The sequence below is a fragment of the Flavobacterium cerinum genome (assembly GCF_004028155.1).
Lineage (GTDB): Bacteria > Bacteroidota > Bacteroidia > Flavobacteriales > Flavobacteriaceae > Flavobacterium > Flavobacterium cerinum.
Genome location: NZ_SBII01000004.1, coordinates 204,328 through 229,076 on the forward strand (window position 1 = coordinate 204,328; position 24,749 = coordinate 229,076).

General features: G+C 35.6%; 25 protein-coding genes and 1 pseudogene. 9 read left to right on the top strand and 17 right to left on the bottom strand.

Annotation, left to right across the window (positions count from 1 at the left end):
• Position 1 precedes the first annotated feature (1 nt).
• Together EPI11_RS07990 and EPI11_RS07995 are read right to left on the bottom strand one after the other, a co-directional pair.
• Positions 2-2,011: a kinase gene (locus tag EPI11_RS07990; RefSeq protein WP_128389435.1), complete on the bottom strand. Its 2,010-nt coding sequence runs from the start codon at positions 2,009-2,011 to the stop codon at positions 2-4.
• Positions 2,012-2,016: 5 nt separating this feature from the next.
• Entirely contained in the window at positions 2,017-2,232 is a 216-nt protein-coding gene (locus tag EPI11_RS07995) for a hypothetical protein (RefSeq protein WP_128389436.1), read from the bottom strand.
• 92 nt (positions 2,233-2,324) lie between these two features.
• Here EPI11_RS07995 and EPI11_RS08000 point away from each other — a divergent pair, with 92 nt between their 5' ends.
• Positions 2,325-3,149 carry a S24 family peptidase gene (locus EPI11_RS08000; RefSeq protein WP_128389437.1) on the top strand — a complete coding sequence of 275 codons (825 nt, stop codon included), beginning with the start codon at positions 2,325-2,327 and terminating at the stop codon, positions 3,147-3,149.
• A 705-nt stretch (positions 3,150-3,854) separates the two neighbouring features.
• On the opposite strand, the gene EPI11_RS08005 is transcribed toward EPI11_RS08000, so the two are convergent.
• From EPI11_RS08005 to EPI11_RS08030, 7 genes and pseudogenes are all read right to left on the bottom strand, one after another.
• The gene (locus tag EPI11_RS08005; protein ID WP_128389438.1) at positions 3,855-4,265 is read right to left on the bottom strand and encodes a helix-turn-helix domain-containing protein; all 411 of its coding nucleotides are present in this window, start codon (positions 4,263-4,265) and stop codon (positions 3,855-3,857) included.
• Positions 4,266-4,465: 200 nt separating this feature from the next.
• Positions 4,466-5,252, bottom strand: a pseudogene (locus EPI11_RS08010) (PhzF family phenazine biosynthesis protein).
• A 227-nt stretch (positions 5,253-5,479) separates the two neighbouring features.
• Positions 5,480-5,674, bottom strand: coding sequence for a hypothetical protein (locus EPI11_RS08015; RefSeq protein WP_128389439.1), 195 nt, complete (start codon positions 5,672-5,674; stop codon positions 5,480-5,482).
• 272 nt (positions 5,675-5,946) lie between these two features.
• A complete protein-coding gene (locus EPI11_RS18940; protein WP_164879129.1) occupies positions 5,947-6,111 on the bottom strand; it encodes a hypothetical protein in 165 nt (54 codons plus the stop codon).
• Positions 6,112-6,235: 124 nt separating this feature from the next.
• The gene (locus EPI11_RS08020; protein ID WP_128389440.1) at positions 6,236-6,715 is read right to left on the bottom strand and encodes a copper resistance protein NlpE; all 480 of its coding nucleotides are present in this window, start codon (positions 6,713-6,715) and stop codon (positions 6,236-6,238) included.
• A gap of 89 nt (positions 6,716-6,804) precedes the next feature.
• Positions 6,805-7,035, bottom strand: a complete 231-nt coding sequence (locus tag EPI11_RS08025; RefSeq protein WP_128389441.1) for a hypothetical protein — start codon at positions 7,033-7,035, stop codon at positions 6,805-6,807.
• A 129-nt stretch (positions 7,036-7,164) separates the two neighbouring features.
• Complete coding sequence (locus tag EPI11_RS08030; RefSeq protein ID WP_128389442.1) at positions 7,165-7,890, bottom strand: hypothetical protein; 726 nt, start codon at positions 7,888-7,890, stop codon at positions 7,165-7,167.
• Between the two features lie 496 nt (positions 7,891-8,386).
• On the opposite strand from EPI11_RS08030, the gene EPI11_RS08035 reads away from it, so the two are divergent.
• The 4 genes from EPI11_RS08035 to EPI11_RS08050 are packed head-to-tail and all read left to right on the top strand — an operon-like array spanning position 8,387 to position 12,216.
• Complete coding sequence (locus EPI11_RS08035) at positions 8,387-9,787, top strand: ferritin-like domain-containing protein (RefSeq protein ID WP_128389443.1); 1,401 nt, start codon at positions 8,387-8,389, stop codon at positions 9,785-9,787.
• Between the two features lie 44 nt (positions 9,788-9,831).
• Positions 9,832-10,419 carry a hypothetical protein gene (locus EPI11_RS08040; RefSeq protein WP_128389444.1) on the top strand — a complete coding sequence of 196 codons (588 nt, stop codon included), beginning with the start codon at positions 9,832-9,834 and terminating at the stop codon, positions 10,417-10,419.
• Positions 10,420-10,431: 12 nt separating this feature from the next.
• The gene (gene bufB / locus EPI11_RS08045) at positions 10,432-11,382 is read left to right on the top strand and encodes an MNIO family bufferin maturase (RefSeq protein WP_128389445.1); all 951 of its coding nucleotides are present in this window, start codon (positions 10,432-10,434) and stop codon (positions 11,380-11,382) included.
• A 15-nt stretch (positions 11,383-11,397) separates the two neighbouring features.
• The gene (locus tag EPI11_RS08050; RefSeq protein WP_128389446.1) at positions 11,398-12,216 is read left to right on the top strand and encodes an HvfC/BufC N-terminal domain-containing protein; all 819 of its coding nucleotides are present in this window, start codon (positions 11,398-11,400) and stop codon (positions 12,214-12,216) included.
• 199 nt (positions 12,217-12,415) lie between these two features.
• Here EPI11_RS08050 and EPI11_RS08060 read toward each other — a convergent pair whose 3' ends face one another.
• The 4 genes from EPI11_RS08060 to EPI11_RS08075 all read right to left on the bottom strand — a co-directional run bounded on the left by EPI11_RS08060 (position 12,416) and on the right by EPI11_RS08075 (position 15,931).
• Positions 12,416-13,378, bottom strand: coding sequence for a bifunctional helix-turn-helix transcriptional regulator/GNAT family N-acetyltransferase (locus tag EPI11_RS08060; RefSeq protein WP_128389447.1), 963 nt, complete (start codon positions 13,376-13,378; stop codon positions 12,416-12,418).
• 74 nt (positions 13,379-13,452) lie between these two features.
• Positions 13,453-14,460: a S41 family peptidase gene (locus EPI11_RS08065; RefSeq protein WP_128389448.1), complete on the bottom strand. Its 1,008-nt coding sequence runs from the start codon at positions 14,458-14,460 to the stop codon at positions 13,453-13,455.
• Positions 14,461-14,602: 142 nt separating this feature from the next.
• A complete protein-coding gene (locus EPI11_RS08070; protein ID WP_128389449.1) occupies positions 14,603-15,301 on the bottom strand; it encodes a hypothetical protein in 699 nt (232 codons plus the stop codon).
• 6 nt (positions 15,302-15,307) lie between these two features.
• On the bottom strand, positions 15,308-15,931 hold the full coding sequence (locus EPI11_RS08075) for an HAD family hydrolase (protein ID WP_128389450.1): 624 nt from the start codon (positions 15,929-15,931) through the stop codon (positions 15,308-15,310).
• 485 nt (positions 15,932-16,416) lie between these two features.
• On the opposite strand from EPI11_RS08075, the gene EPI11_RS08080 reads away from it, so the two are divergent.
• Positions 16,417-17,055 (top strand): hypothetical protein, encoded by a 639-nt coding sequence (locus tag EPI11_RS08080; protein ID WP_128389451.1) that lies wholly within the window; start codon positions 16,417-16,419, stop codon positions 17,053-17,055.
• A 35-nt stretch (positions 17,056-17,090) separates the two neighbouring features.
• On the opposite strand, the gene EPI11_RS08085 is transcribed toward EPI11_RS08080, so the two are convergent.
• The 4 genes from EPI11_RS08085 to EPI11_RS08100 form a co-directional block, all read right to left on the bottom strand.
• A complete protein-coding gene (locus EPI11_RS08085; protein ID WP_128389452.1) occupies positions 17,091-18,920 on the bottom strand; it encodes an ABC transporter ATP-binding protein in 1,830 nt (609 codons plus the stop codon).
• Positions 18,920-20,647 (bottom strand): phospho-sugar mutase, encoded by a 1,728-nt coding sequence (locus EPI11_RS08090; protein ID WP_128389453.1) that lies wholly within the window; start codon positions 20,645-20,647, stop codon positions 18,920-18,922. Before EPI11_RS08090 ends, EPI11_RS08085 begins: the two co-directional genes overlap by 1 nt.
• A 63-nt stretch (positions 20,648-20,710) precedes the next feature.
• Positions 20,711-21,661, bottom strand: coding sequence for a glycosyltransferase family 2 protein (locus tag EPI11_RS08095; RefSeq protein ID WP_128389454.1), 951 nt, complete (start codon positions 21,659-21,661; stop codon positions 20,711-20,713).
• 3 nt (positions 21,662-21,664) lie between these two features.
• On the bottom strand, positions 21,665-22,219 hold the full coding sequence (locus EPI11_RS08100; protein ID WP_128389455.1) for a DUF4199 domain-containing protein: 555 nt from the start codon (positions 22,217-22,219) through the stop codon (positions 21,665-21,667).
• 245 nt (positions 22,220-22,464) lie between these two features.
• Here EPI11_RS08100 and EPI11_RS08105 point away from each other — a divergent pair, with 245 nt between their 5' ends.
• From EPI11_RS08105 to EPI11_RS08115, 3 genes are all read left to right on the top strand, one after another.
• A complete protein-coding gene (locus EPI11_RS08105; RefSeq protein WP_128389456.1) occupies positions 22,465-22,737 on the top strand; it encodes a type B 50S ribosomal protein L31 in 273 nt (90 codons plus the stop codon).
• Between the two features lie 176 nt (positions 22,738-22,913).
• The gene (locus EPI11_RS08110; RefSeq protein ID WP_128389457.1) at positions 22,914-24,092 is read left to right on the top strand and encodes a GlmU family protein; all 1,179 of its coding nucleotides are present in this window, start codon (positions 22,914-22,916) and stop codon (positions 24,090-24,092) included.
• A gap of 23 nt (positions 24,093-24,115) precedes the next feature.
• On the top strand, positions 24,116-24,733 hold the full coding sequence (locus EPI11_RS08115) for a thermonuclease family protein (RefSeq protein ID WP_128389458.1): 618 nt from the start codon (positions 24,116-24,118) through the stop codon (positions 24,731-24,733).
• Positions 24,734-24,749 lie beyond the last annotated feature (16 nt).

Consider the following 24,749-nt stretch of genomic DNA (forward strand, 5'->3'; position numbering starts at 1 on the left):
TTTACATTAATGAATAAATATCGCGTTCGGTATTATCAGCTAAAACCGTATTGGAAGCTTCTTTTTGAAAGTGACCTATGTCGGTTTTTTCTGTTTTATTTTTTCCCTGTTGCTTCCTGCTGCTTTCAACACCATGAATTAGAGGGTTTCTTAATCCGTAATCTTCTGCCGATCTGCCATGATCTACTAAAATGCTTTCCATCTTATCACGCTCCTGTATCCTGATGCGTTTATTCTCATTTTCAACATTTTTCATAAATGAGTTTTCCCAATCTTCCTGTTCCTGTGTACCTCGATGAACTTCGATTTTTGTTTCGGCTGCTGCAACATGTCTTAAACCAAGGGGGGTTTCTAAATAAAGATGTATCAGGGTCATATCATCAGGGTCAAACTTCACAATGAATTTCCTGTCAATATTTTCGCGAAGCCACATTACATCAGGGTTTCTATTTTCATCGTATACCAGGTATGTATATTTTTGGGTTTTCTCTGTAAAGCTTATACCGTATGCCGTACAGGTAACTGGTTTTTCTCGCTGTATCCAAAACATATTAACCATATCCCAAATTTGTATTGCAGGGGTTTCAGGATTGTGGCTGTTTAAATAGGTTTCTATTCGCGACATGCCTGTTTTTGGGTGCGGGGCTTCGTTCCATTCCATACGCCTTTTTGCATAGATCTCCTTTAATTTTGAAAGTGTTGGAAGTTCTGATTTGTTACGTAATATCATTTCCATATCAGCCTTACTTTCATTTTTCTTAGCTTGGATATTCTGACCGGTGAAAAACCAATCCTGTTTTAGATATCCTGCCTGAAACCTGTAAAATGCGTTTTCAATGGTTTTCGATTTACCGTTATAAGGTGCGGTGTTAGTACAAAGCCTTGATATTTTACCTAAGAAACTGTTTGCTTCAAGTTTTTTATGACCGCCCTGGTTATCGAATTTAATTTCGTAAGGTTTGTGACCTGAAATTTGTATTGCCATTTTGTAGGCTTGATATTGTGCCTCATAATCTTCTGTTTTGCTGATGTGATAACCAAGGAAAACCTCGCTGTAGGCATCAAAGACCTCATATACCTGACATGTTGCCATTTTTCCTGCTGCATCTAAATAGTAGTAATTCAGTTTCGTACCGTCACTATACCAAAGGCTGTCTCGCATGCTTGGTAACTTAGTTGAGAACTGCAAACTGTATTTTTCTTTGCTCTTAAGTTCACCGAAACGGAAACCATACCATAGTGGTTCAATTTTTGGGTCTTGAAGGAAGTTAATAAGCGTTTGTTCGCTTTTTAATTGCTTCCAGTCATTTTGCAGGGCCATTTCGTTATACTCTCTTAGCAATTGCAGGTGCGTTGCACATCGCTGTACTCGGTCACACCATCTTGCCAATACCCACGGTTTAGCATCATCCCCCAATTTTTCTGAATTTTTATGGCAGAAGCCTTTATGCACTAAACTTTGGTATCCTTCATTTTTGTAAGCTGTAAGTTTGTCTTTTAAACGGCGGTGGTTTGTAGGTAATGAATGAGGCCACTGGTGAAGAGGTAACTCAGTTATAACCTGTGCGATCTTTTCCCACGGCTTAGCTTTTGAACCTAAAGCCCTCCGTTTATTCATTGTTGTATCTAAAATTATATCTACAGCATTCAAAATTTCCGCATTGGCAATATATTCGGATATGTTTTTTTGTGGTAATGCATCACCATTTTCTAAAGTGTAATTATTGAAAAATTCAATCGCTTTAGAATCTGCTTTTAAGTAGTCCTTAAAAATGATGTTTTTAGTTTTCTCTGTGGGGTCACCAATTAAAGAGATAATTTTCTCTTTAATGTCTTTACGGATAGTTTCAAACTCTATTAATGCCGGTGTGCCTAAGCCACCACCACGTCGTAACACTTTTAACTTGCCTCGTTGTGTTAAGCTCCTGTAAGTACCTTCACTGTTTATTAAACCAGCTTCAAGTAACCAATTGCCCTGCACACATAATGAATTATTATAATACTCGAACATATTGATTACTTATTTATAAAGTTCTGTACAGTTTTTTCAACAACCGTTTCAAGAGCCTTGGCCCCTTGGTTATATTCCTTCTTAATTTGATCAGGAACTATACCCACACGCACGTCTCTTAAGCACTTTCTGACATAGTCTACAGTTACACCATATCGAATTGAAACCGCTTCGAGAATATCCTCATTGTACTTGTTTCTTTTTTTCGTTTCTTTGCTCATTGTATATTTTGTCTTTTGGTATAGGACAAATATAGTATGAAAATCTCATACTGTATCAAAATTAATATGAAAATTTCATACTTTTTTCGATTATGAATGTAAAGGATAGGTTTTTCAAGGCTTTTGAGTACTTAAAAGAGATGGGTTCTGTAAAGAATTTGCAGGAATTTGCTGATATAGTTGGTACTAACAAGGCTGGAATGTCAGACATAAAAGCCGACAGAAAGAAGGTCTCACTCGAAAATTTGACAAATTTGGCCATTCGATTCCCTGAAATCAATATCAGTTGGATTGCAACCGGCATGGGAAGTATGATATTTTCATACTCCGAAAAAGCAACATCAAATTTGTCGGTTAAAGAACCTGAACAAATAATTCATCGGGTACCGCAGGTCGTTACGACTGACGTTGATGGCCGTAATACAATTGTATTGGTACCGGTGAAAGCAGCAGCCGGTTACCTGAATGGTTATGGCGATCCTGAGTTTGTAGAAAAACTGCCGACATATAATCTTCCTAATATTCAAAACGGGGTTTTCAGAATGTTTCAGGTTAACGGACATTCAATGTTTCCAACGCTGCATAACGGTTCGTATGTAGTAGGTCAGTTTGTCGAAAACTGGGTAAAGGATATAAAAGAAGATCGGGTTTATGTTATTGTTTCAAGGAATGACGGCATTATCGTTAAACGCTGTTTAAACAGGATTAAAAAGTATGGTTCTATATACTGTAAAAGTGATAACAGAAAAGAGTATCCGAGTTTCGCAGTACAGCCTGAAGATATAATTGAGGTATGGGAATGCAAAGGTATGCTCAGTTTTGAGTTGCCTAATCCAGCCGATTTGTACGACAGGGTGTCAGATTTAGAAGCTCAGCTGTATTTTTTACAGAACAGTATAAATAAAAAATTAAACTAAAACCCTATATACTAAATCGTTACGTTGTTTTTATAATGAATTTGCTAAGACCGTAAGGGGGTACATTATTGATTTTTACGGCATATTTAACACGTAATAGGATAATAAGGGATGCTTTAAAAGGCACTTAATTTTACAAACTGCATATCCTAACGCATACCCTAATGAATATCCTTAGTGAATTGTGCATTGTTTTTGGAATTGATCTAAAACAAAAAACCTTCCGTGTTGGAAGGTTTGATAAACAGTGTTTAAATAGTGTTTAATTATTGCTCATGAACTCATAAGGCTTTGTTTTAAGCGAGTTTAAGGCTATTACTTGGGTTTGCCTTGCCTTTTATGGTAGTAACCGTTTAAATGAATCGTTTAAGGCGTTTAAGAATGGTAGTAAAATAGTAGCTAACAGTAACAAATGTACATTTTAATTTTTTATTCGTTTAAACCTTTTTCGGTGCGAATGCCTTATTTTAAAGGCTTTTTCGAGCTTTTTTGTTTAAGAGGTTTAAGTACATTTCATTTTATAGCCTATATAAGGGGCTTGTCCTATTAAAATTCAGTAGTAAAATGAGTTTCGAGTTCAGCCTCAATTTGCTGATATTCAATAAAAAAAACTGCAATTTTTTACTTTTTAAGTTTTTTACATTACTTAGAGCAAGACAAGAGCAAGACATAAAAAAAGTCCCGTCATTGGCGGGACTTTTTTTATTATTTAATAAGCTTTTCTAAATAAGCTATCTTTTCTTTTTCAGACTGTAGCAAACGTTCATAGAGCTTTTTGTTCTCTTCTATTACTTCCATAAGTTTATCCAACGGGTTGAAGGTACAGCTATGGTTTTGAGCTATTGCACCATTACTATTCGTAAAGTTATTATCATGGATATTATTAAAATAGTTTATAGCGCTTTCTTCCGAGAAGTTTTTTATCGCTTCCGGTGTTACCCCAAGAGCTTCTGCTACTGCAATAAGCTTAGCTTCCTCTATGGTTTCACTATTTTCCATAATAGATATTGCCTGCTGGTTAGTACCTAAAGCCTGCGCCAAAGCTTCCTGCTTCATGTCGCGAAGCTCCCTGATGCGGCTTATCTTTCTTCCTATGTGGTTTGTTGATGTGCTCATAATTCAAAGATAGTAATTATTCTGTCAGAAATTATCTGTAAGTAAAAAACAGACGGCTGTATGTATTTTACCGATCAGAACAAAAATACAATTTTTAAAGTTTTTTTTAATGCACACTTTAAAAGTGTAATGACAACCGCATCCAATACTAATACAAAAGACTAGCTATTAATTATTAAGTTTAGCCAAACCTGAAATGCCTAATCGATCCACAAACTTCCGATAGAATACGTTTTTGCCTGTCCGCTAATTATTACCCGCTCGCCTTTGTTTTCGCAGAACAGATTTCCTACCCGTTCTGAAACCTGGAGTGCATAAAGTTCATTTTTATTAAGCCTTGCTGCCCAAAATGGAATTAATGAGCAATGAGCAGAACCTGTTACCGGATCTTCTAAGATGGAAGCCTGCGGAGTAAAATACCTGGAAACAAAATCGCAGTTATCGCCTGGCGCAGTTACAATTATACCGCCAGGGTCAAGGTTTATCTGGTCAAATAATAATCGGTTTATTTGAATATTTTTAATTTCGGTTTCATTATCATAGACTAACACATAATCTCTTGATTTTAAAACTTCTCTAGGTTTAATACAGTGAATTTTCAATGTTTTCCGGTAAAGTATCCAATAATGGCATTCTCGAAGGAAAGTCCATTTTGTAAAACCCGTTGTCCATAAAAACAGTTAGATCTCCGCTTAGGGTTTCAAAAACAATCGTATCACTTTTATAATTAAGAATTGTTTTTAGGCAATGTGCTGTTGCAAGAGTAGCATGGCCACACAAATCCATTTCAATTTCAGGCGTAAACCATCGTAGGTGTATCCTGTCTCCATGGTCTACAAAAAATGCTGTTTCGGCGACAGCATTTTCTTTTGCTATTTTCAATAAAATATCATCTGCCAGCCATTTGTTCAATGGTACAACGCATGCAGGATTTCCTCCGAATGTTTTGTTTGTAAATGCGTCAATTTGATAAAGATCAAGTTTCATTATATTTTTTTAAAAATTTGGTATTGCAAATAGGAGTTAATTCAGGTATTTTACTTTTTCAAAAATAGTCTTAAAAGACTGATGATATTTAAACAGTATAATAATAGTTCTCCCTTGTATATCTATTCAGCAAGAATGATAATAGTATCGGGTCAATTAAATCTTTGACCACATCAAGAAGTTTTTTCATGTAAAATAGCGTTACAAAATGTTGGAAAATCACCCATTTAATAGCCATATTCCTCGTTCATAAATGAGCTTGCATCATAAAATTCGGCTACCTGACCATATAACTCAGATTCTTTGTCGCAACAAATAAAAAAATAACCTCTATCGTTTCTATGCCCTACAGAAAGCCAAAAAGCAGGTTTTTTTTCATGATTTCCATCACCATTCATATAATCAATTGTATAAGATATCATTTGATACAATCCATAAATATGGTGATCTATTTCTGAAAAGGAAACCGTATTATTTTCTACTTCTTATATAAAGGCTATATACGCTTTCGGAATTTCAAAATTTTTATATTCGTCATATAAATTGAGGTTATAAAAATTCCGTAATAAATCTTTAAAAAAATTATTCAATGAATTTTCAAAATATTCACCTTCAACAGATGAACTTAATATTCCCTGAGTCATTAATTTGCTATAAATTTCCTCCATTTCTCATGATCTTTAAGCTTATTGGTTTATTTAATAATAGTTCCCTCGCTGTCTATCCATTCTGCGGGAATGATAACATTGTCAGGGCAATTAAAATCTTTGATCACATCAAGAAATTTTTGGGTAACACCAATTTCCCCGTGGTCTGTAAAATTAAAAATATCTGCACCTTCATAAGTCTCAGAAAACACTTGTAAATAAATCGAATTTTGGCTGTTGTACCTTTATACATTTCCTGCTCAGGTTTCCAATCCAGCTTCTACAGGTAAGTGTATATATATTTTGGTTGTTGTTTTCCATAGGTTTCTTTTTCAATTATTTACTATTGGTCATTTTTTTTAAAATATAACCCTTCCAGTCTTCTCCTTGTATTTTATTATCTATGTAGTAGACTTGTTTTACCTGATTCTCTTCTATTTTATACATTGAGGCTGATCCTATTATATCTTCTAAAATAATAATACTGCCCTTCCATGTAAATGTGCCTTTTTGTACGAACTTTTCTTCGTCAGTGTTAGTAGGTTTTAATGATAAGATATATTCATTGTCCTTTAGTACGAGTTCGGTTTCAATTCCATCACAATTCGCACAATCGGTAATGCCAAAATAAGTGCCTTGCCAATCCAGAGTTTCCATAGCTTTGGTATCTTCCATAGCATCTATAGCTTCCTGTTCTTCCTGAGCTTTTACAGCTCCTATAACTTTTATAGCATTAGATAGCTTGTTTTCAGATGTGTTACTATTTTTACAGCCGCTTACTACAAGTAGTACTAAAATGATATTGAATAGTTTCATGAAATTATTTTTTATTTGAAATATTTACTGCTTCCCATTAGGGCAGGATCACCTGTTTTGGTATCAATGGTTTACTGTTATGAAGTTTATTATCTCCATGAATTCATTTTATAATTCGAAAAATTTATTTTCATATCTTCTATCCTGTCTTCAAGAGCTTTAATGCCTGTATTTAAATATTCTTCTTTTTCAGACGCGTTCAAAGTATAAATGATATCAAATCCAGGAGTGGGTTTAGGAATGGGAATAGATAACTCAATAGTATCCTTTTCTTCATAAACATAATATTCCCACTCTTTTTCTTCTAATAGTTTTTTCATTTTTAAGATAATTACTTTCCTTGTTTAAAAAACAGATTCGGTTTTTCCTGACCAGAGCCACGCCATCCTGGAATCAATTATACAGCTATTTGTGTCTTTTTCAAATTCTGTATGAGGGAATAATTTTCATTATTCATAATATTTATATTCTTTATATATAACGTTTTCCACTTTTTGCTTACTAAGGTCGTGGTATCCATATATTACAGTTGGGTTTTCATATTTGTCATATTCCTGTACTGCTTGTATTTGATAAGTTACAGTCACTTCGCCCTCCAGGTCTTCAGTTATTTTGGTTTTAATTTCCTGTATTTTGTTGTTTTTGGAGATCGTTTCCCATTCTTCTACTGATTGCATATCATCTCCATTAAAAACACTTTTACTTAACCGGTATTCTTTATCTAATGTAATAAGTGTTGAATGGGTGTTGTCATCCTGTGTGATAATTGTATAGTTGTAATCATCAGACCAAACGTACTTGTGGCTGATTTCCGTAAGATCTCCGTCTGAATAACGTGATGTTTCTTTAAAGGATATGTCTTTTCCTTTGCCAAAAAAACGGCTCGTAAACTCCGCATTATCAATTTTGGTACTGGCATTTCTGTCAAAATCCCACAATTTATGTATTGTTATGACATTGCCTAAGCTATCCAGTGACATCGTGATTATCCCTATGTAGTTACCAGTATTTGCAGGTATTTTACCGTTTTCTGCTCTGTATATGTAACTGGTTACTTTTTTTACTGTTCCTTTAAGTCCATATTCTAATTTTTGAACATAGGTAACTTTAGTGTCCTGTCCGTTACAGGAAAGGAATATTTGCAGGAATAAGAGTAATGCTGCCGTTTTTTTCATTTGTCTTTTTGTTTCTTGTGTGAATTATATCTAATTCATCAGGATTTAAATTGTAGTGTTAATGATTTAAATCAACGGGGATTTTGTCCATTACCATTGATTCCTATTTTTCTAATTATCCTTCTGTTAAATTCTTCAAACAAAATTCCTGTAATTTATGTTCAGTCAATTTATCTATAAACCCAAATGTAATAAAATTCCCGTTATTTATGTTTAAGATAATATAGTTAAATTCTAGATGTTGGTGTTTTTTTTATATGGTTTTATGTGAGTAAAATGCAGCAATTCTACGTATTTCTCCACGCACTTTAAAACAGGTATTTCTACCTGTAACCATTCAGTTGTCATTCTTTAAATTTGGTTGTAACAATAAGGAATTGCCATATGTTTTTTTCAGGACCTGGTCTTCAACGTAAAGTAGTGCTGTCTTACAGCCTATGATCTGAGAGCGATTCAGGATCCTTTACTATAAATAGATATCCTAAATCCAACTGAAATGATACATCAAAAATTTTTTGGCGATCAGGCCGAAAAAGTCACACCTGAAAACCTTGGCGAGGCCTTACAGCAGGCCATTGAGATCGAGATCTCAACGATTCCTACCTACCTGTTTACCTACTATTCTATAGTAAGGTCACCATCACAGCAAAATATGATTAATTCATTGACCAATGCGCTGCTTAAAATTGACAAAGAACCGCGCTATACTTTTGATGAAGCTTCAGAAATTGCTTTAAATTTCTCTGCCGATATTATGGTATTCGCTAACAGGACAGGTGCACTTATCATGAGTGTAGCTATCGAAGAGATGCTGCACATGGCACTTTCTTCAAACCTGAAACAAGCCTTATCGGGGATGCCGATACTATATGGCAGATCTCCGGCCGTTTGGCCCGCCGATCTTCCGGGACACAAACCTGCACTTAAGATCAATACGGCTAAACTGTCGTTAAAGCAGTTAGAGACGTTTCTTAATATAGAGAAACCCATGAAGCCTAAAGTGACTAATTTAAAAGCACGCAGGGCTTTTATTCCGTATCCTACCATAGGGGATTTCTACCAAATGGTTATCGACTGCCTTGATAAAAACCCGAATATACCGTACAATACCCATTCACCACAATTGGTTCCGGGTAAGGGTTATTATGCGCAAAACAATATCGATACCATATATTATGACAAACAGCATAATCCTGTATTTACAAATCAGGATGATTCCGGTGATCTTATCTGTGTAGCCGATAAAAAATCGGCACTGGCTGCCATCAACTTAATTGTAGAGCAGGGGGAAGGCCAGCTGGTTAAAGATGCGCCTTATCTGGATAAAGACAATAACCTTGATTTTGCGGCCTTGCTTCAATACGACTTTACCCCAAAAGAAGGGGAGGAAGCTTCTCACTTCGAAAAGTTTGCTATGATCTACCAAACGTACTATGAAATGGGTAAAAAGTTTGAAGCTCTGGATATTAAAGACATTACTTTCGATAATCTTTTTATAACGGATATTGCAAGTAATCCGGCTACTGCCGATTATCCGGCTAATATTGCTCCTGTATCCGATCTTATCAATGGTGTTTACACTTATATTTTTGTAATGATCGAAGAGTGTTACCGTAAATCGGGAAGTACACAATATGAAACTTTCATGTTCGGGATACATAAATCGATGATCTTTATATTGAACTCGCTTTGTGGCGATATCATGAAACTGAAATACCATAAAGAAGGATATGGTGAGTGTTATGCTTCGCCAACTTTTGAGAACTATACGTTTAGTCCGTTGGCCAGGCCAAAAGCACAGTTGCAGGATTTATATAGTGCAGCGGTAAGTGTATATCCGGCTATTTCTTATCTTGGTAACAGGGTCGATGACCTGCCGGATGTAGATTTAAAATAGACCGATCATTAACAATTATTCGCAAACATTTATCTGAAAATCTTATGGCTACAATAGAAAATAACAAGGAATTATCAATGTGTGGCGGCAGCGCACCTAAACCAGCTGCACCGGGAGCACCGGCAAGTATTACTCCTCCTGTAGAACTACATGTTTGTATGGGATTAAACGCCTGTAAAGGGCATGACAGAACAGGAACCAACAATTGCGCAGGAACAGGCTATTGTGCTACAGCACAACAACACAGCTGCCAAACCCTAAACAATTGCCGTAATCAGGGCGGATGCGGCCTGTATGGCGACGCATTGCAGCAGGAAAACCCGGGAAATAACAATTGCGCATGGCAGGGAAGCTGTGCTGTACCAATACAAGCCGAACGTTTTAGTACCTTAGGAACCAATAAGGGGAAAAGTACATGGAAACTGGCGCGTCAATTATTCGAAAAAAGAATGAATGAGGCAAACAGGACTGTCGGACCTTCACCTTATGAGTGCGGACCGCCTCAAAACTGGCTGGTGTCGCTGTTAGGGTCTTATGATTCGTGCGGAAACAGTGGCAATAAAAGATGTTCGTTCGGTTTCAACAACCCGGACGATAATGCTAAAAAGCTTTGCGAAGGTAAAGCCGAGTAAATTCAATTGAATATGAGCGAAATTTTAAAACCGGCTTCAACATATAGTGATATCGTCAAAACGATATCTAATCCCGGACTTGGTTTGGGGTTAAGGAGTATGCACTTTGATTATATTCTTGAACATAATCCACCTGTAGACTGGTTCGAAATCATTTCAGAAAACTTTATGGACTCCGGCGGAAGGCCGCGTCATATTTTAAGAAAATTAGCAGACAGATACCCCGTAGTAATGCATGGGGTATCTCTTTCTATTGGCAGTACCGATCCTATCAATTGGGAATATCTAGCCAAATTGAAAGCATTAGCTGCCGAAATAAAACCATTATGGGTAAGTGACCACCTGTGCTGGACAGGCATTAATATGCTAAATACCCATGACCTGTTACCCGTTGTTTTAAACGAAGAATCACTCAAGCATATTATCGGGCGCATCAAACAGGTACAGGATTATTTAGAACGACCGCTTGTTATAGAAAATCCAAGCACCTACCTTACGTTTAAGCAGTCTTCTATAGCAGAATGGGATTTCCTTCGCTATATGGCCGAAGAGACGGGATGCGGCTTACTGCTCGATGTAAACAATGTATATGTATCGGCTTTCAATAATGATTTCGATCCGGTACACTATATCAAACAGCTGCCACATGACAGGATAGTCCAGATGCATATAGCCGGGCATCAGCATTGTGGAGATTATATTATAGATACGCACGATAGAAATGTTGTAGATGATGTCTGGAAGCTCTTCTCTCTTGCCTGGGAGTTAACAGGAGGTGTTGCAACTTTACTGGAATGGGATGGTAATATCCCTGATTTTAATACCTATCATGCCGAGCTTTTAAAAGCAAAACAGTTTATGAATGGTATGGAGCATGCAAGTACTACCCCAATACAGATAAAGAAGGAGAATTTCACAGTGTCGAACCCTGTTAGCTTTTTAGTTAATGATATTAAATTTTAACAACCTCTATACTATATGATCAATAAGGAGGTATTACCAATAGCAGAGATCCAAAACTGGATGCAGGCAATGCTTATACAGCATGTGCCAATATCTCATTTAGATGTTACAACGGCCGATATGGTGAACGATTCAAAACGATTGAGTGCTGCTCAACACCTAACAATTTACAGGCAAAGTTATATCGCCAGGCTGCGTGCCTGCATGCAGAGTCAGTTTAAGTGTTTAGCGCATGCACTTGGTGAATTACTTTTCCAGGATTTTGCAGATGAGTATCTGGATAGCAATCCATCTGCAAGCTATACATTAAATAACCTGGGAGAAAAATTTCCTTTATTTCTTGAAATGAACCGTCCTGACGCTGAAAGTGAAGAGAAGGAGGAATGGCCTGATTTTATGATAGAACTGGCTGCATTTGAATATGCATTATCAGAAATATTCGACATGCAGGGAACAGATGATATCAATATTCCGGACAGCAATACTCCGGATCATTTACTTATTACATCACCTACGCTTCATCTTTTTGAATATAAATTTCCTATTTGTAGTTATTACCTCGATTTCAACGCAAACCTTTCACCTAACTTACCTTTTCCTCAGAAAAGCCATTGTGCCGTCTCGAGGCAAAATTATAAACTCGGACTATTCAACTTAGGTATAGATCAGTACTACTTTTTAAACTGTATCAAAGAAGGTGCTTCTATACAGGAAGCAAAGGATAAATTAATAGAATTCTATAATTTTGAAAGATCCAATTTTGAGAAGATATGGCCAATATGGCGTAGAAACTTTATAGTGTCGGGTTTTTTAGTTTGTAAAAATGATGCCTAAAAGATAATGAGTAAGATTCGATAAATATATAGGCTAGATTTTTACTTTTTCGGGCATTTTGTTTATATCTTATAAATAATCCTGCCTTATAGGTGTAAATACATCGACAACTTCTCCTGTTTCAATAATCTCTAGCGAATGTTCAATATTGGCTGGAATAGAATAGGTATCTCCTTCAGTTAATAAAAACTCATATTCTTTATTCTTTTTCTGTAAGGTCTAATACCATCTGGATATTACAGCGTTTATAAGGAGTGCTGCGACCAACAATTTTTTGAAAGCCCATCTTAATGTAAAGGTTGATAGCGGGTTTTAAAATTGTATTGCTTTCAAGGTATAATTTAGAAGCTTTTAGTTCCTTAGCTCTCTCAATTATTGCCTTTCCAAGCAGCCACCCAATACTTTTACCTTGTGCTTTTGGAGAAACAGCCATCTTTGCCATTTCAAAATCATAATCGGGATCGTCCATTTTTATAAGGGCGCAAACACCTACAGGCTCGTTATTGTAAAGCGCAACAAGTATCTTCCCGCCTTTATTCAAAATGTATTCTTCAGGATTGTCTAAAGCTTTGTAATCGGCTTCTTCCATTTCAAAATAATTTGAGATCCATTCTTCATTTAGAGTTCTAAAAGCTGTCTGGTATTTTGGCTCATAGTCCACCACCTGAACGTCTGTACTTTCACGCAATTTCTTTTGTTCCTGTACTCTCCTTAATAATGATTTTTGTTCGAGTAAAAATTCCCATTCTTCAATGGCTTCCCAAAGATTATGATTTGCTTCGGCTATAATTCCATCAATAGCAACATCGATATCTCCGCATTGTACCTTAATATTTTCTGAAAGTACCTTGCCTTTTTCGGTTAAGCCAACAACATTTCTGCGTTTGTCGTTCGATTTTAAATTCTCATCGATCAGTCCTGCCAAGAGCATTTCCTGAACAATTTTGGTAACCGATGGCTGCGAGTGCCCAATGTCTGCTGCGATTTCTGTAATTGTCTTTTCTCCTTCTTCCGAAAGAACAAAAAATACGGGGAACCATTTGGGAGAGAATTCTACATTGTATAGTGCGTAGATCTGCGCTGCGTCTTCTGTTATTTTAGCTGTAAGCAGGCGTAATCTGCTTCCTAGAGCCATTTTTCCTGTTTTTTTAAATATATTCATATCTATATAATTAGTTACATAACTGGTTATGTAAATGTATAAAACAAAATATAATTATACAGAGTATACTGTAATTATTTTTTTTTCATTTGATCTATAGTGTTTTTTGCAGCGTCAATAATCTTTTCCCGATTTTGAGTATCCAAAATAAGAATATCCGGTTGAATTCCTTTTCCTACTTCATCAAATAGTTCTTTTTTACTATTAATAATGGTTCCTTCAGTTAAAACCAAAAAAGCACCGTCAGAGAGTCTGTGCTCGGTATTGTCTGAAGTTAGACCATTAGTACGGTCTCCAAGGAGCTTAACATTAGGCAGGCTGGAAAAAGCGATGGTTATAAACTCTCCCGAGCTCGCCGTAGTTCTGGAAGTAAGTACAATTATTGTTTTATCTCTATTCCTTAATTTTACGGTTGGAATATTAAAAGTATGTTGTTTTTCTCCTCTATAATAAACAGAATGGTTTTTAAATCCATAATAGCCATCAATACCATCAGCATCTCTTGAGCCAACTAGTTGGAGCATTTCAAAAAAAGGATGTAAACCTGCATACATGGGCTGCAGCATTCCTCCATCATTTTCTCTAAGATCAATGATCCAGCCGCGCAGCTCATTATTGTCAAGTTCTTTAATTCCTTTTAGAATATGGGAAGCATATTCATCCCAGTCTTTAAAATTATAACATCCAATACCCGGAACAGAGAGATATCCGTAATTTCCATCGATCAGTTTATATTTTGCATAAGGAAAAGCCTGACCTGTTTGCTTATAGCCCAAAAGTAAAGAGGCTACAGCTTCGGGAGGAAAAAAGTTAGAGTGAGAGTCTTCAAGTTTGCTTTGTGCTGACCGAATGATAGGGTAGGTGTCTTTAATTGTCCTGGCATCCTTCAATTCCTCCAATGATGTTTTATATATTGAGTTCCAATCCAGTTTGTTTTTATTGATAGATCGTGATTTCATTAGATCGAGTGCCGATAGAAGATATTTTTTAGCAGCATCAGTTTGTGCTTGTGTGCTTGAACTGATAGATAAAAGTAAAAGCAGATAAAGGCAATTTCTTTGGATCTGTATCTTAGTATTCATCAAATTAGGAACTAGAGGTTTGTGTTTTCGATTAATATATCGAGCTATAAATAATTTTATATTCAATCTTCAAACATAAAGATAAAGAAATGGACATATTAGTAAATAGGTTGCTTTTACATAAATAACGACATGCTTTACTTTAAATAAGTATATCGCTTTCCAGGTCAGATTTTTCAATTTCAAAATCAAAACCCAATTGCTGCATTAGCTGTATTACAAGATTTTTGTACCAATTCTCGGATTTTGGGTGAATGTATATTTTCTCAATTAGACGGTGAATATCTACATTTGCTTTTACGCCTTCATTAATGTTGAGGTTATGGTCGCTAAGATCCGATACTATACGTACCTCGCGTTCATATTGGAAGCTTTTTCGTTTAAAAAGGAATGGGAAAAAGTTGTTGTCAAAAGGTAGATACTCTTTTTTGTAGTCTATATACTTTACTTCGCCGATATACTGATCATAACGGTTTTCGGGACCTAGAGCTTCCTGCAGCCTTCCTATAGTCGACTGGATTGCTAATCCCTCATTGTTTTTGGTGAATATATGCCACATTGCATACGATTCATATTCGTTAATGTGCCAGCTGCTTATTACTACATTTTTTCTTCGGGTCTTGTATTCGTCAAGAAATTCCGGATTATTGTCTGATACTTTACGTATTTCTTCAAATGTAGGTTCACTAAAAGTACCTTCATACTGGTCTTCAAATTTATCAGATCGCGACATGAAAAGCTGTTTGCAGAGCAGGAGATCCAGGAACTTTGACAGATCCAGGTATTTCCAGACTATAGTATCGTCTTCAGGTTGGCTTATCTCGTTATTAGAAACATACATAGGCGATTAAGAATTAAGGTAAATATCTTTTAATGCTGCAAAATGAGAAATTTTATAGGTAGCCAATCCTGTATCCTGTTCTTCGTGTTTGTCATATAATACTGTAGGTATACCTAATGCTTTAGCGGCTTGTATTTCAGATTCCGGGTCATCACCTACAACAAGAACTTCTTCGGGTTTGTAGTTATTGCGTTGTAATATATCGGCAAAAACTTCTTTCTTACTGGATACTGCTGGGTTAACTACGTGTACTTCTTTAAAATCATTTTCAATCCCCATTTGTTTTATCTTACTCATCTGCATGGTTTTGAATCCTGTAGTGACTAAGAAACGTTCGCCGGGTATATTTTTAATTTCCGGATAATCTTCAAAAGGATGTATAACATATTTATAATCCATCGCTTCCTGAAGTTCAATAGCTTTGGCAGTAAGTTCATCGCTAAAATTATGGCGCTCAGCAACCAGTCTAAACGGAGTACGCATAATAGCTTTTTTAATATCTTCTATACTATCGCTATGCTTACCGCTTTGTAGTATAAGGTCAAACAAAGGGCCGAAGAGCTTATCACCAATAGAACTTACAGGATAGATGGTATTGTCAAGGTCGTAGATAATAGCTTTTTTCGGCATGTAAAAATATTTTACAGATAAAGATACTGCATAAAAGAAATAGCTGCAAATGAGCAGCTATTTCTTAATATAATATTATTATTTAGACCAATAAGATATTTAATTGTGCTATCACTAGATCTTATTTTTTAAAAAAATGTTGTTTTCAAGATTGCCATAACTCTGTTGTGAGGTCGAAATGGTGTAATAATTTTGAGTTTGCAGGCTAAAAGCCGATAAGGCTAATAGTTGGAAGGTAATTTTTTTATGCGTTATCTTTGGATGGGGTTTTATATTGTAGAAATTTACTTGATAATAATTTATGATATTATTTAATTTTATATACTTTTTTAAAAAAATTCTCGTTAATTATGTTATAAAATAACGTTATTGCTTTTGATGATTATCTAATAAGTAGTTATGTTTTTTGTTTTAAATAATATAAAGTCTGACATGCCGAAACAGGACTATAACTTGAAAGTAGGTTAATTTAATAATGAATATAAATGAAAAAAGTTTTTTTACTAGCGTCTATGTGTTTAATTTTTTCTTGCTCAAATGAAAAAGATATTGAATTAAATGATTCGAACTCCAAAAGTATTCAACAAAAGACTACAACGGACAAATTAGCTTTGTATTACGATACAATGATAAATTCACCAGAATACATTATGTATGATAATGCTTTAAAAGATTTTGTCAGTAAAATTAACTATGATGGTGATTTTTATGTGTTGAGAACTGATAAGCAAATGGTAGACTGGATTAATTTGAATATTGATAAAACCGAATATCCGACACTTGAAACAGCAAATAATGCTTGGAATAATCTAAAGTCTTTAAATAGTAAAAATATGAGTACTAATGATTTTTTTTATAAAGAGTTAGTTTTGGTAGGGCCTAATAAACTTTATGATATATTAAAAAAACCTGAATATGGCGACAAAACTTGTCAAGAAAAATGTCAAGCTGTACAAGGAGCTTGTACAGATGCTGTGAATAAACAATTTAGTGATAAATTAAATACTGAGCCAAGCGATGCTCTTGAAGCTTTTTTTAATTTGTTTGTAGGACTGGGTAGAGAAGAGGGACTGGCTAAATGTCATAAAGCCTATAGTAACTGCCTTTATATTAACAAATGTTAAAAAAAAAACAACTAAAATTATTAGTTGTTTTTTTTTTACTCAAAAGACTGCATCATGACGAGCTTCTTGTAAGTACCATTCTTTGCTAAAAGTTCATCGTGAGTTCCCTGCTCTACGATCTGTCCTTTTTGCATAACAACAATTTTATCTGCTTTTTGAACAGTAGATAATCGGTGTGCAATAACTACAGATGTTCTGTTCTGCATCATGTTTTCCAGCGCCTGTTGTACTAATTTTTCACTTTCGGTATCCAGTGCAGATGTAGCTTCATCCAATATCATAATTGGAGGGTTTTTAAGTACGGCACGTGCAATGCTCAGGCGTTGTTTCTGTCCACCCGATAGCTTATTGCCACTATCACCAATGTTTGTTTCGATACCTTCGGGTAGGTCTTTTACAAACTCATAAGCATTGGCTACTTTCAATGCATCGATTATTTCTTCTTCAGTTGCATCTTGTTTACTAAAAGAAACGTTATTGCGAATACTATCATTAAATAGGATACTGTCCTGAGTGACTAATCCCATTAAACCACGTACAGATTCTAACTTATAATCACGTACATCAATACCGTCAATCTTTATAGCACCTTCCTGTACATCATAAAAACGTGTAAGCAGGTTGGCAATAGTACTTTTTCCACTGCCGGATTGTCCAACAAGAGCGACAGTCTGCCCTTTAGGTACTGTAAGTGAAAAATCTTTTAATACGTTTTCTTTATCATAACGGAAATTGATTTTTTCAATCGTTATATTGTTTTCAAAAGCATGCTTTTCTATTGCATTTGGCTTATCAGTGATGGTGTTTTCCTGTTCCAGTATTTCCATAATACGTTCTGCCGCAGCATTACCTTTTTTCACTCCATAGGATGCTTTTGATATAGCTTTAGCAGGTGTAAGTATGTTATATGCAAGTCCCATGTAGGCTATAAATTTTGCTCCAGTAAGTGTGCCTTCTATCAATACCATATGACCTCCAAACCACAGAAGTACTGCAATAACCACAATGCCTAAAAATTCGCTCGCTGGCGAAGCTAGGTTTTGGCGGTTAAGAATACTATTTGACATTATATAAAACTTTTGCGTAGAATTCTGAAATTTGTCATTAAAGTATTTCTCTGCATTGAAACTTTTAATTACTTTGAGTCCGCTAAGAGTTTCGTCAATTATAGAAAGAAAAAAACCTTGTTCTTCCTGTGCTTTTGTAGATTTTTTCTTTAGTGATTTTCCAATAATGGAGATAATATAACCCGATACAGGAATAAATATAAATACAAAAAGAGTAAGCTTAATGCTTATTACAAACATTGTTATAATTGTAAAAAGTATGGTAAGCGGTTCTCGTACAATTAATTCCATAATGGAAAGGAATGAATGTTGTATTTCTACTACATCAGAAGATATACGGGAAATAACATCACCTTTTCTTTTCTCTGAGAAATAGGATAATGGTAGTTCAACAGTTTTTTTATACATTAAGTCACGTATGTCTCTTAAAACTCCATTTCTTAAAAAAGTAATGAAGTACATTGCCCAATAGTTAAACAAATTCTTAAGCAGAAATAATGATATAATAAATATAATCATTATAGAAAGAGTATACTGTTGTCCGTGTTCATCTGAAGCTGTTCTAATGTAATAACCCATATAATTTTCAAGATAGGATCCCAAAGAAAATATGTCTTCATAAACCGGCTTGATCGGAATTTTTTTAGTTTCTTCCTTAAACAGTACAGTAATCATAGGTATCAGAGCTACAAAAGAAAGAGCGCTGAATAAAGCATATAATACATTGAAAAAAATATTTAAGTATATATGTTTTTTGTAAGGTTTTGCAAACCGGAAAATTTTTTTATAATAACTCATTAGATCAGGTTCATCGCTTCGATGATATTTTTAATTTTTGCATCCAGTGCTGTTTCTACTGCTTTAAAGTTCTTTACATCGTTAAGCATCTCATTTGCGCTAAAGTAGAACTTAATTTTAGGTTCGGTACCACTTGGGCGGGCACATATTTTAGTACCGTCTTCAAGGTAATAAATAAGTACATCACTTTTTGGTAAATTCAGTACCTCTTTCTCATCTGTAAATAAGTTAAGGGCAGTAGAGGCAAGATAATCTTCTACCATAACCACACGCAGTCCGCTAATTTCTTTAAGAGGATTTTCGCGTAGTCCGTTCATTATCTGTTTAATTTCTTCTGCACCATCCATACCCTTCTTCGTTAATGAAATAAGGTATTCTTTGTAAAAACCAAATTCTACGTATAGTTTTAATAGCTCCTGGTAAAGCGAGCTTGCATTTGCTTTTGCCTGTGCAGCCATTTCGCAAAGCAATAGGGTAGAAGTTACGGCATCTTTATCGCGTACAGCATCACCTACCATAAAACCAAAACTTTCTTCACCACCGCCTATAAATTGCTTTTCCGGGAAGTCTACGATCATTTTAGCGATCCATTTAAATCCGGTAAGACCTACTTTGCATTCTACATTATAAGCAGAAGCCAGTTCCATCATCATTGGGGTAGATACTATAGTAGAGCCTACAAATTCATTACCTTTAAGCTTACCTTGTTTTTTCCATTGTTCTAATAAAAAGTGAGTCATTAAAACCATGGTCTGGTTACCGTTAAGCAGTGTCATGATACCGTTACCATTACGCACGGCAACACCCAGTCTGTCGCTGTCAGGATCAGTGCCTACAACAATATCGGCATTCACCTGGTCGGCTAAGGCAATTGCCATAGAAAGCGCTTCGGGTTCTTCCGGGTTTGGCGATTTTACAGTTGGAAAATCACCATTGGGTACCGCCTGTTCGGCTACTATGTGTACATTGCTGTAACCAGCGTCTTCAAGTAAGTCCGGAATTAGTTTTACCGATGTTCCATGCAGGGGAGTGAAAACGATTTTAAGTTCGTTTTTAGCTTCTTGTGGAGTATTAAATGTAGCGTTTTGTAATGACGATTGAATAAATGCTTTATCCATTTCATCACCTACATATTCTATAAGGCTTTCGTTAGCCTCAAATTTAATTTTATCATAAGGCAGTGCCTCAATAATATTGATAACTTCTTTATCGTGTGGAGGTACTAATTGACCGCCATCCTGCCAGTATACTTTGTAGCCGTTATATTCCGGAGGGTTATGTGATGCCGTAAGTACAATACCCGAATGGCAGTTAAGGTACTTAAGGGCAAAAGAAAGCTCAGGAGTAGGGCGTAGTTCAGAAAATAAGAACACTTTAATTCCGTTAGCAGAAAAAACATCGGCTACGGTTTTAGCCAGTGTGTCGCTATTATGACGGCAGTCATAAGCAATGGCAACTTTAATTTCTTCTCCGGGGAAAGATATCTTTAAATAATCGGAAAGGCCTTGAGTTGCTTTTCCTAGTGTGTATTTATTAATTCGGTTTGTACCCGGACCCATAATACCTCTCATACCGCCGGTACCAAATTCAAGATTTTTATAAAAGCTTTCCTCCAGTTCTTTAGGAGAAGAGGTCATCATTTCTTTTATAGCATTATGTGTTTCGCTGTCAAAAACAGGTGAAAGCCATATGTTTACTTTGTCAAGTATCGATTTTTCAATTTCCATAAAATTTATTTTATGCAAAAAATATTAGTTTGATCTTATTTGTAATGTAAGATCTAAAATTTGTTATAGTGTCTCGCTGATCTTGTAGCGTTCCTCATTGTTTTTTGTGCGAAGGATTATTTCGCCAAGGAAACCTGCAAGGAATAACTGAGTACCGATGATCATTGTTGTAAGTGCTATAAAGAACCACGGATTATCGGTTACCAGTATTGTTTTTTCGTGATGGTATAGTTTATAAAGCTTAAGGAAACCTATATATAATGCCGACATTAATCCTATAAAGAACATAAATGCCCCCATAGCACCAAAAAGGTGCATAGGCCTTTTGCCAAAGCGGGACAGGAACCAAATAGTAATAAGGTCAAGAAAGCCGTTTACAAAACGTTCCATACCAAATTTTGTAGAACCATATTTTCTTGCCTGGTGCTGTACTACCTTTTCGCCAATTCTGCTAAAACCTGCATTCTTTGCTAAAACCGGAATGTAACGGTGCATTTCTCCCGATACTTCTATATTTTTTACAACAATATTTCTGTAGGCTTTAAGGCCGCAGTTAAAATCGTTTAGAATTAAGCCCGATGTTTTTCTGGCAGCCCAGTTAAACAATTTTGATGGCATATTTTTAGAAAGTACAGAGTCGTAACGTTTCTTTTTCCAACCCGACACAAGATCGAAACCCTGTGTCGTTATCATGTTATATAAGCCGGGTATTTCATCCGGGCTGTCCTGTAAGTCAGCGTCCATGGTAATGATAACATCACCCAGAGCTTTTGCAAAACCGGCATGTAATGCCTGCGATTTGCCATAATTTCGTTGAAAACGGATGCCTTTTGTATTTGTATTCTGTGCTGCAAGCTGCTGTATTGAATTCCAGGAACCGTCAGTACTTCCGTCATCTATAAAGATAACTTCATAACTGAAATTATTTTCAGCCATGACCTTTACGATCCACTGGTGTAATTCTTTTAAAGATTCCTCCTCATTGAGAAGGGGTATAACAATAGATAAATTCATGTATTAAAATGCTCCCGGATTGTCTTTCTTAACAATAGCACCCACTATTAATGAGATAATAAGGCCTACTATGATAAACATTAATATTGATATAGGAATTAGAAGGTAAGGTTCCATGAACATTTCTGTAGCTTTTAATGCTGCTTTCATTCCTTCTGCCGTCATTCCAGGGCTACTTGCCAACGAAATTTTAGTTTGTTCAAGTATTTGTTCTTTAGCTGAAGGTACTATCATGTAAAATACTGAAGTTGCTATAGAAGATAAAAGTGCAGCTACTATAGATACGGAGATACCCGCTTTAATGCATTGTCCAAAAGTTATATAACCATCATTAAGCTTGTTTTTGTAATTGTTACAGGCAAGAAAAATAAAAAGGAAGGGAAGAATCAGATAGTTTAATAAACTCATTATAACACCAACACCTTTATTTTCAGCAGAATTGAGCTCTAAAATATAAGATATTACAAATTCAAGAATAAGTATTGCACCAAAAATTATACCGTAAGGTAATGTCGATTTAGCAAGAGATGTTTTTTGAATTGCGTCTTTGTTTTCCATGTCTTAAATTTTGATTGGTTAGTTTAATCTACAAATATACTAAATTACTATATTAATGAGTAGCTAAAAACATAGAGACGTTACATTGAAAAAAAAACTATTTTGCTATTTGATATTAGAAAAATAAATGTATTTTTGCACTCTCAAATAAAAGTTTAAAAAACAAAAAGCTGTAAAACGTTTACACCTTTCAATAAACAGGAAGCCTCGAAACGCCCAGCAGCCAAACAATAAAAATTTACAAGATGAAAAAAGGTATTCACCCGGAAAATTACAGATTAGTAGCATTTAAGGACATGTCTAACGAAGACGTATTCATTACAAAATCTACTGCAGATACTAAAGAAACAATAATCCACGAAGGAGTTGAATATCCTGTAGTGAAAATGGAGATCTCAAGAACTTCTCACCCTTTTTACACTGGTAAATCTAAACTTATCGATACTGCAGGACGTATTGACAAGTTCAAAAACAAATATGCTAAATTCAGCAAGCCAGAAACTAAAACTGAAGAATAGTTTTAAGTTCTATAGTATACAAAGCCTTCCCGAAACGGAGGGCTTTTTTTATGCTTATAGTTTTTAAGTTACTTCCTTGCTAAGCTATTTAAAGCTGTAGTAAAAACTTTGTGCAACTCTTTGTTTTGCATCGAAACTTTGTAACTTTGAGACTTTATAACTTTTGACTCACAACAATGAACTATATCCTATTTGACGGAACTGTGCGCAACGCCCTGCTTCCTTTTACTTATACAAGGCCTGTTGCCGATATTCGTGTTGGTATTCTTACCATTCGTGAAAAATGGGAAAAACACCTGGGCTATACTACTACAACCTTAACCGAAGAATACCTTATGGATAAATATCCAATGGTAGAACTGGAAGAGAATGTAATGATAAATGCTTCTTTTCTTCCTACAGAAGTGCTGGCTGAAATGGTAATGGCGTTAGATGAGAATCAGGCGATTTTTTGCGGAGACGAAGTAATTGCATTCTACTCTAAAGATTCGCAGGAAGAAGTGGATTTTGATACGTATGAGATTATTGAATATAGTGATGACTGCCTAAGGATAGAAAATCCCTGGGATATTTTTCAAAAGAATGACGCAGCAATACGTGAAGATTTTGAATTGCTTACCGAAGGTCGTACTTCACAGCCAATTCCAAGTAGTGTAAATGTAATTGCAGCCGAAAATATTTTTATTGAAGAAGGTGCCAAGCTTGAGTTTGTAACCCTTAACGCTTCAACAGGGCCTATTTATATTGGTAAGAACTCCGAGATAATGGAAAACTCTGTTATACGAGGGCCTTTTGCATTGTGCGAAGAAGGCCAGGTGAAAATGGGTGCTAAAGTATATGGCGCTACAACGGTGGGGCCTCACAGTAGAATAGGTGGAGAAGTGAGTAACTCAGTACTGTTTGGTTATTCTAACAAAGGACATGATGGCTTTTTAGGAAATTCAGTATTAGGGGAATGGTGTAATCTTGGTGCCGATACAAATAATTCGAACCTGAAGAATAACTATGAAGAAGTAAAACTTTGGAGTTATGAGAAAGAAGGATTTGTAAAAACCGGACTCCAGTTTTGCGGATTAATGATGGGAGACCATAGTAAATGCGGTATCAATACTATGTTCAATACAGGGACAGTAGTAGGGGTTAGCGCTAATATATTTGGCAGTGGGTTTCCAAGAAACTTTGTGCCAAGCTTTTCATGGGGTGGAGCATCGGGCTTTACAACCTATGTTACTAAAAAAGCATTCGAAACGGCAAAAATTGTAATGTCAAGACGTAATATTGAATTTACCGAAGAAGATGCTGCCATAATGGAACATGTGTTTGAAGAAAGTAAAAAATGGAGAAAAGACGAATAGTAATCGCTAAATAATTAGAATAGTTGGCAAAACGAACACGTAAAACCAAACCAAAATATACCATAGGAAGCCTGCTTATTTTGCTGGCTTTCTCATTTTATATAGCCTGTAATACCAAAGAGGAGAAAGAAGTAAAACCTCACAATGAAAAACGGGAAACGGAGATAAAGAAATCCCGCAGGTCGAATAATAGAAACAACTCTGAGGTTCTTGCTACTTTTGAAGGTAAAGTTGTGGGCATTAAAGATGGCGATACTTTCGAAGTACTATATGATGGTCAATCTGAAAGAATACGCCTTGCAGACATCGACTGTCCTGAAAATTCTCAGCCTTTTGGTAAAGCAGCAAAAAAGTTTGCTTCCGATCTGTGCTATGGTAAAACAGTTATTGTAATTCCGAAAAAAAGGAGGGATCAATACGGCCGTATTTTAGGTATTGTAATGACAAAAGACAGCCTTAATGTAAACGAAGAGCTTATCCGATCGGGGATGGCATGGAGGTATAAGTATTCAAAGAATAAAATCCTTTATACCTTGGAAAATAAAGCCAGAGAACAAAAGAAAGGACTTTGGGCGGATGAAGATCCTATCGATCCATGGCAATGGAGAAAAAATAAGGGAACTGTTTATAACCGAAACTAAAAACAAATCCCGGAGT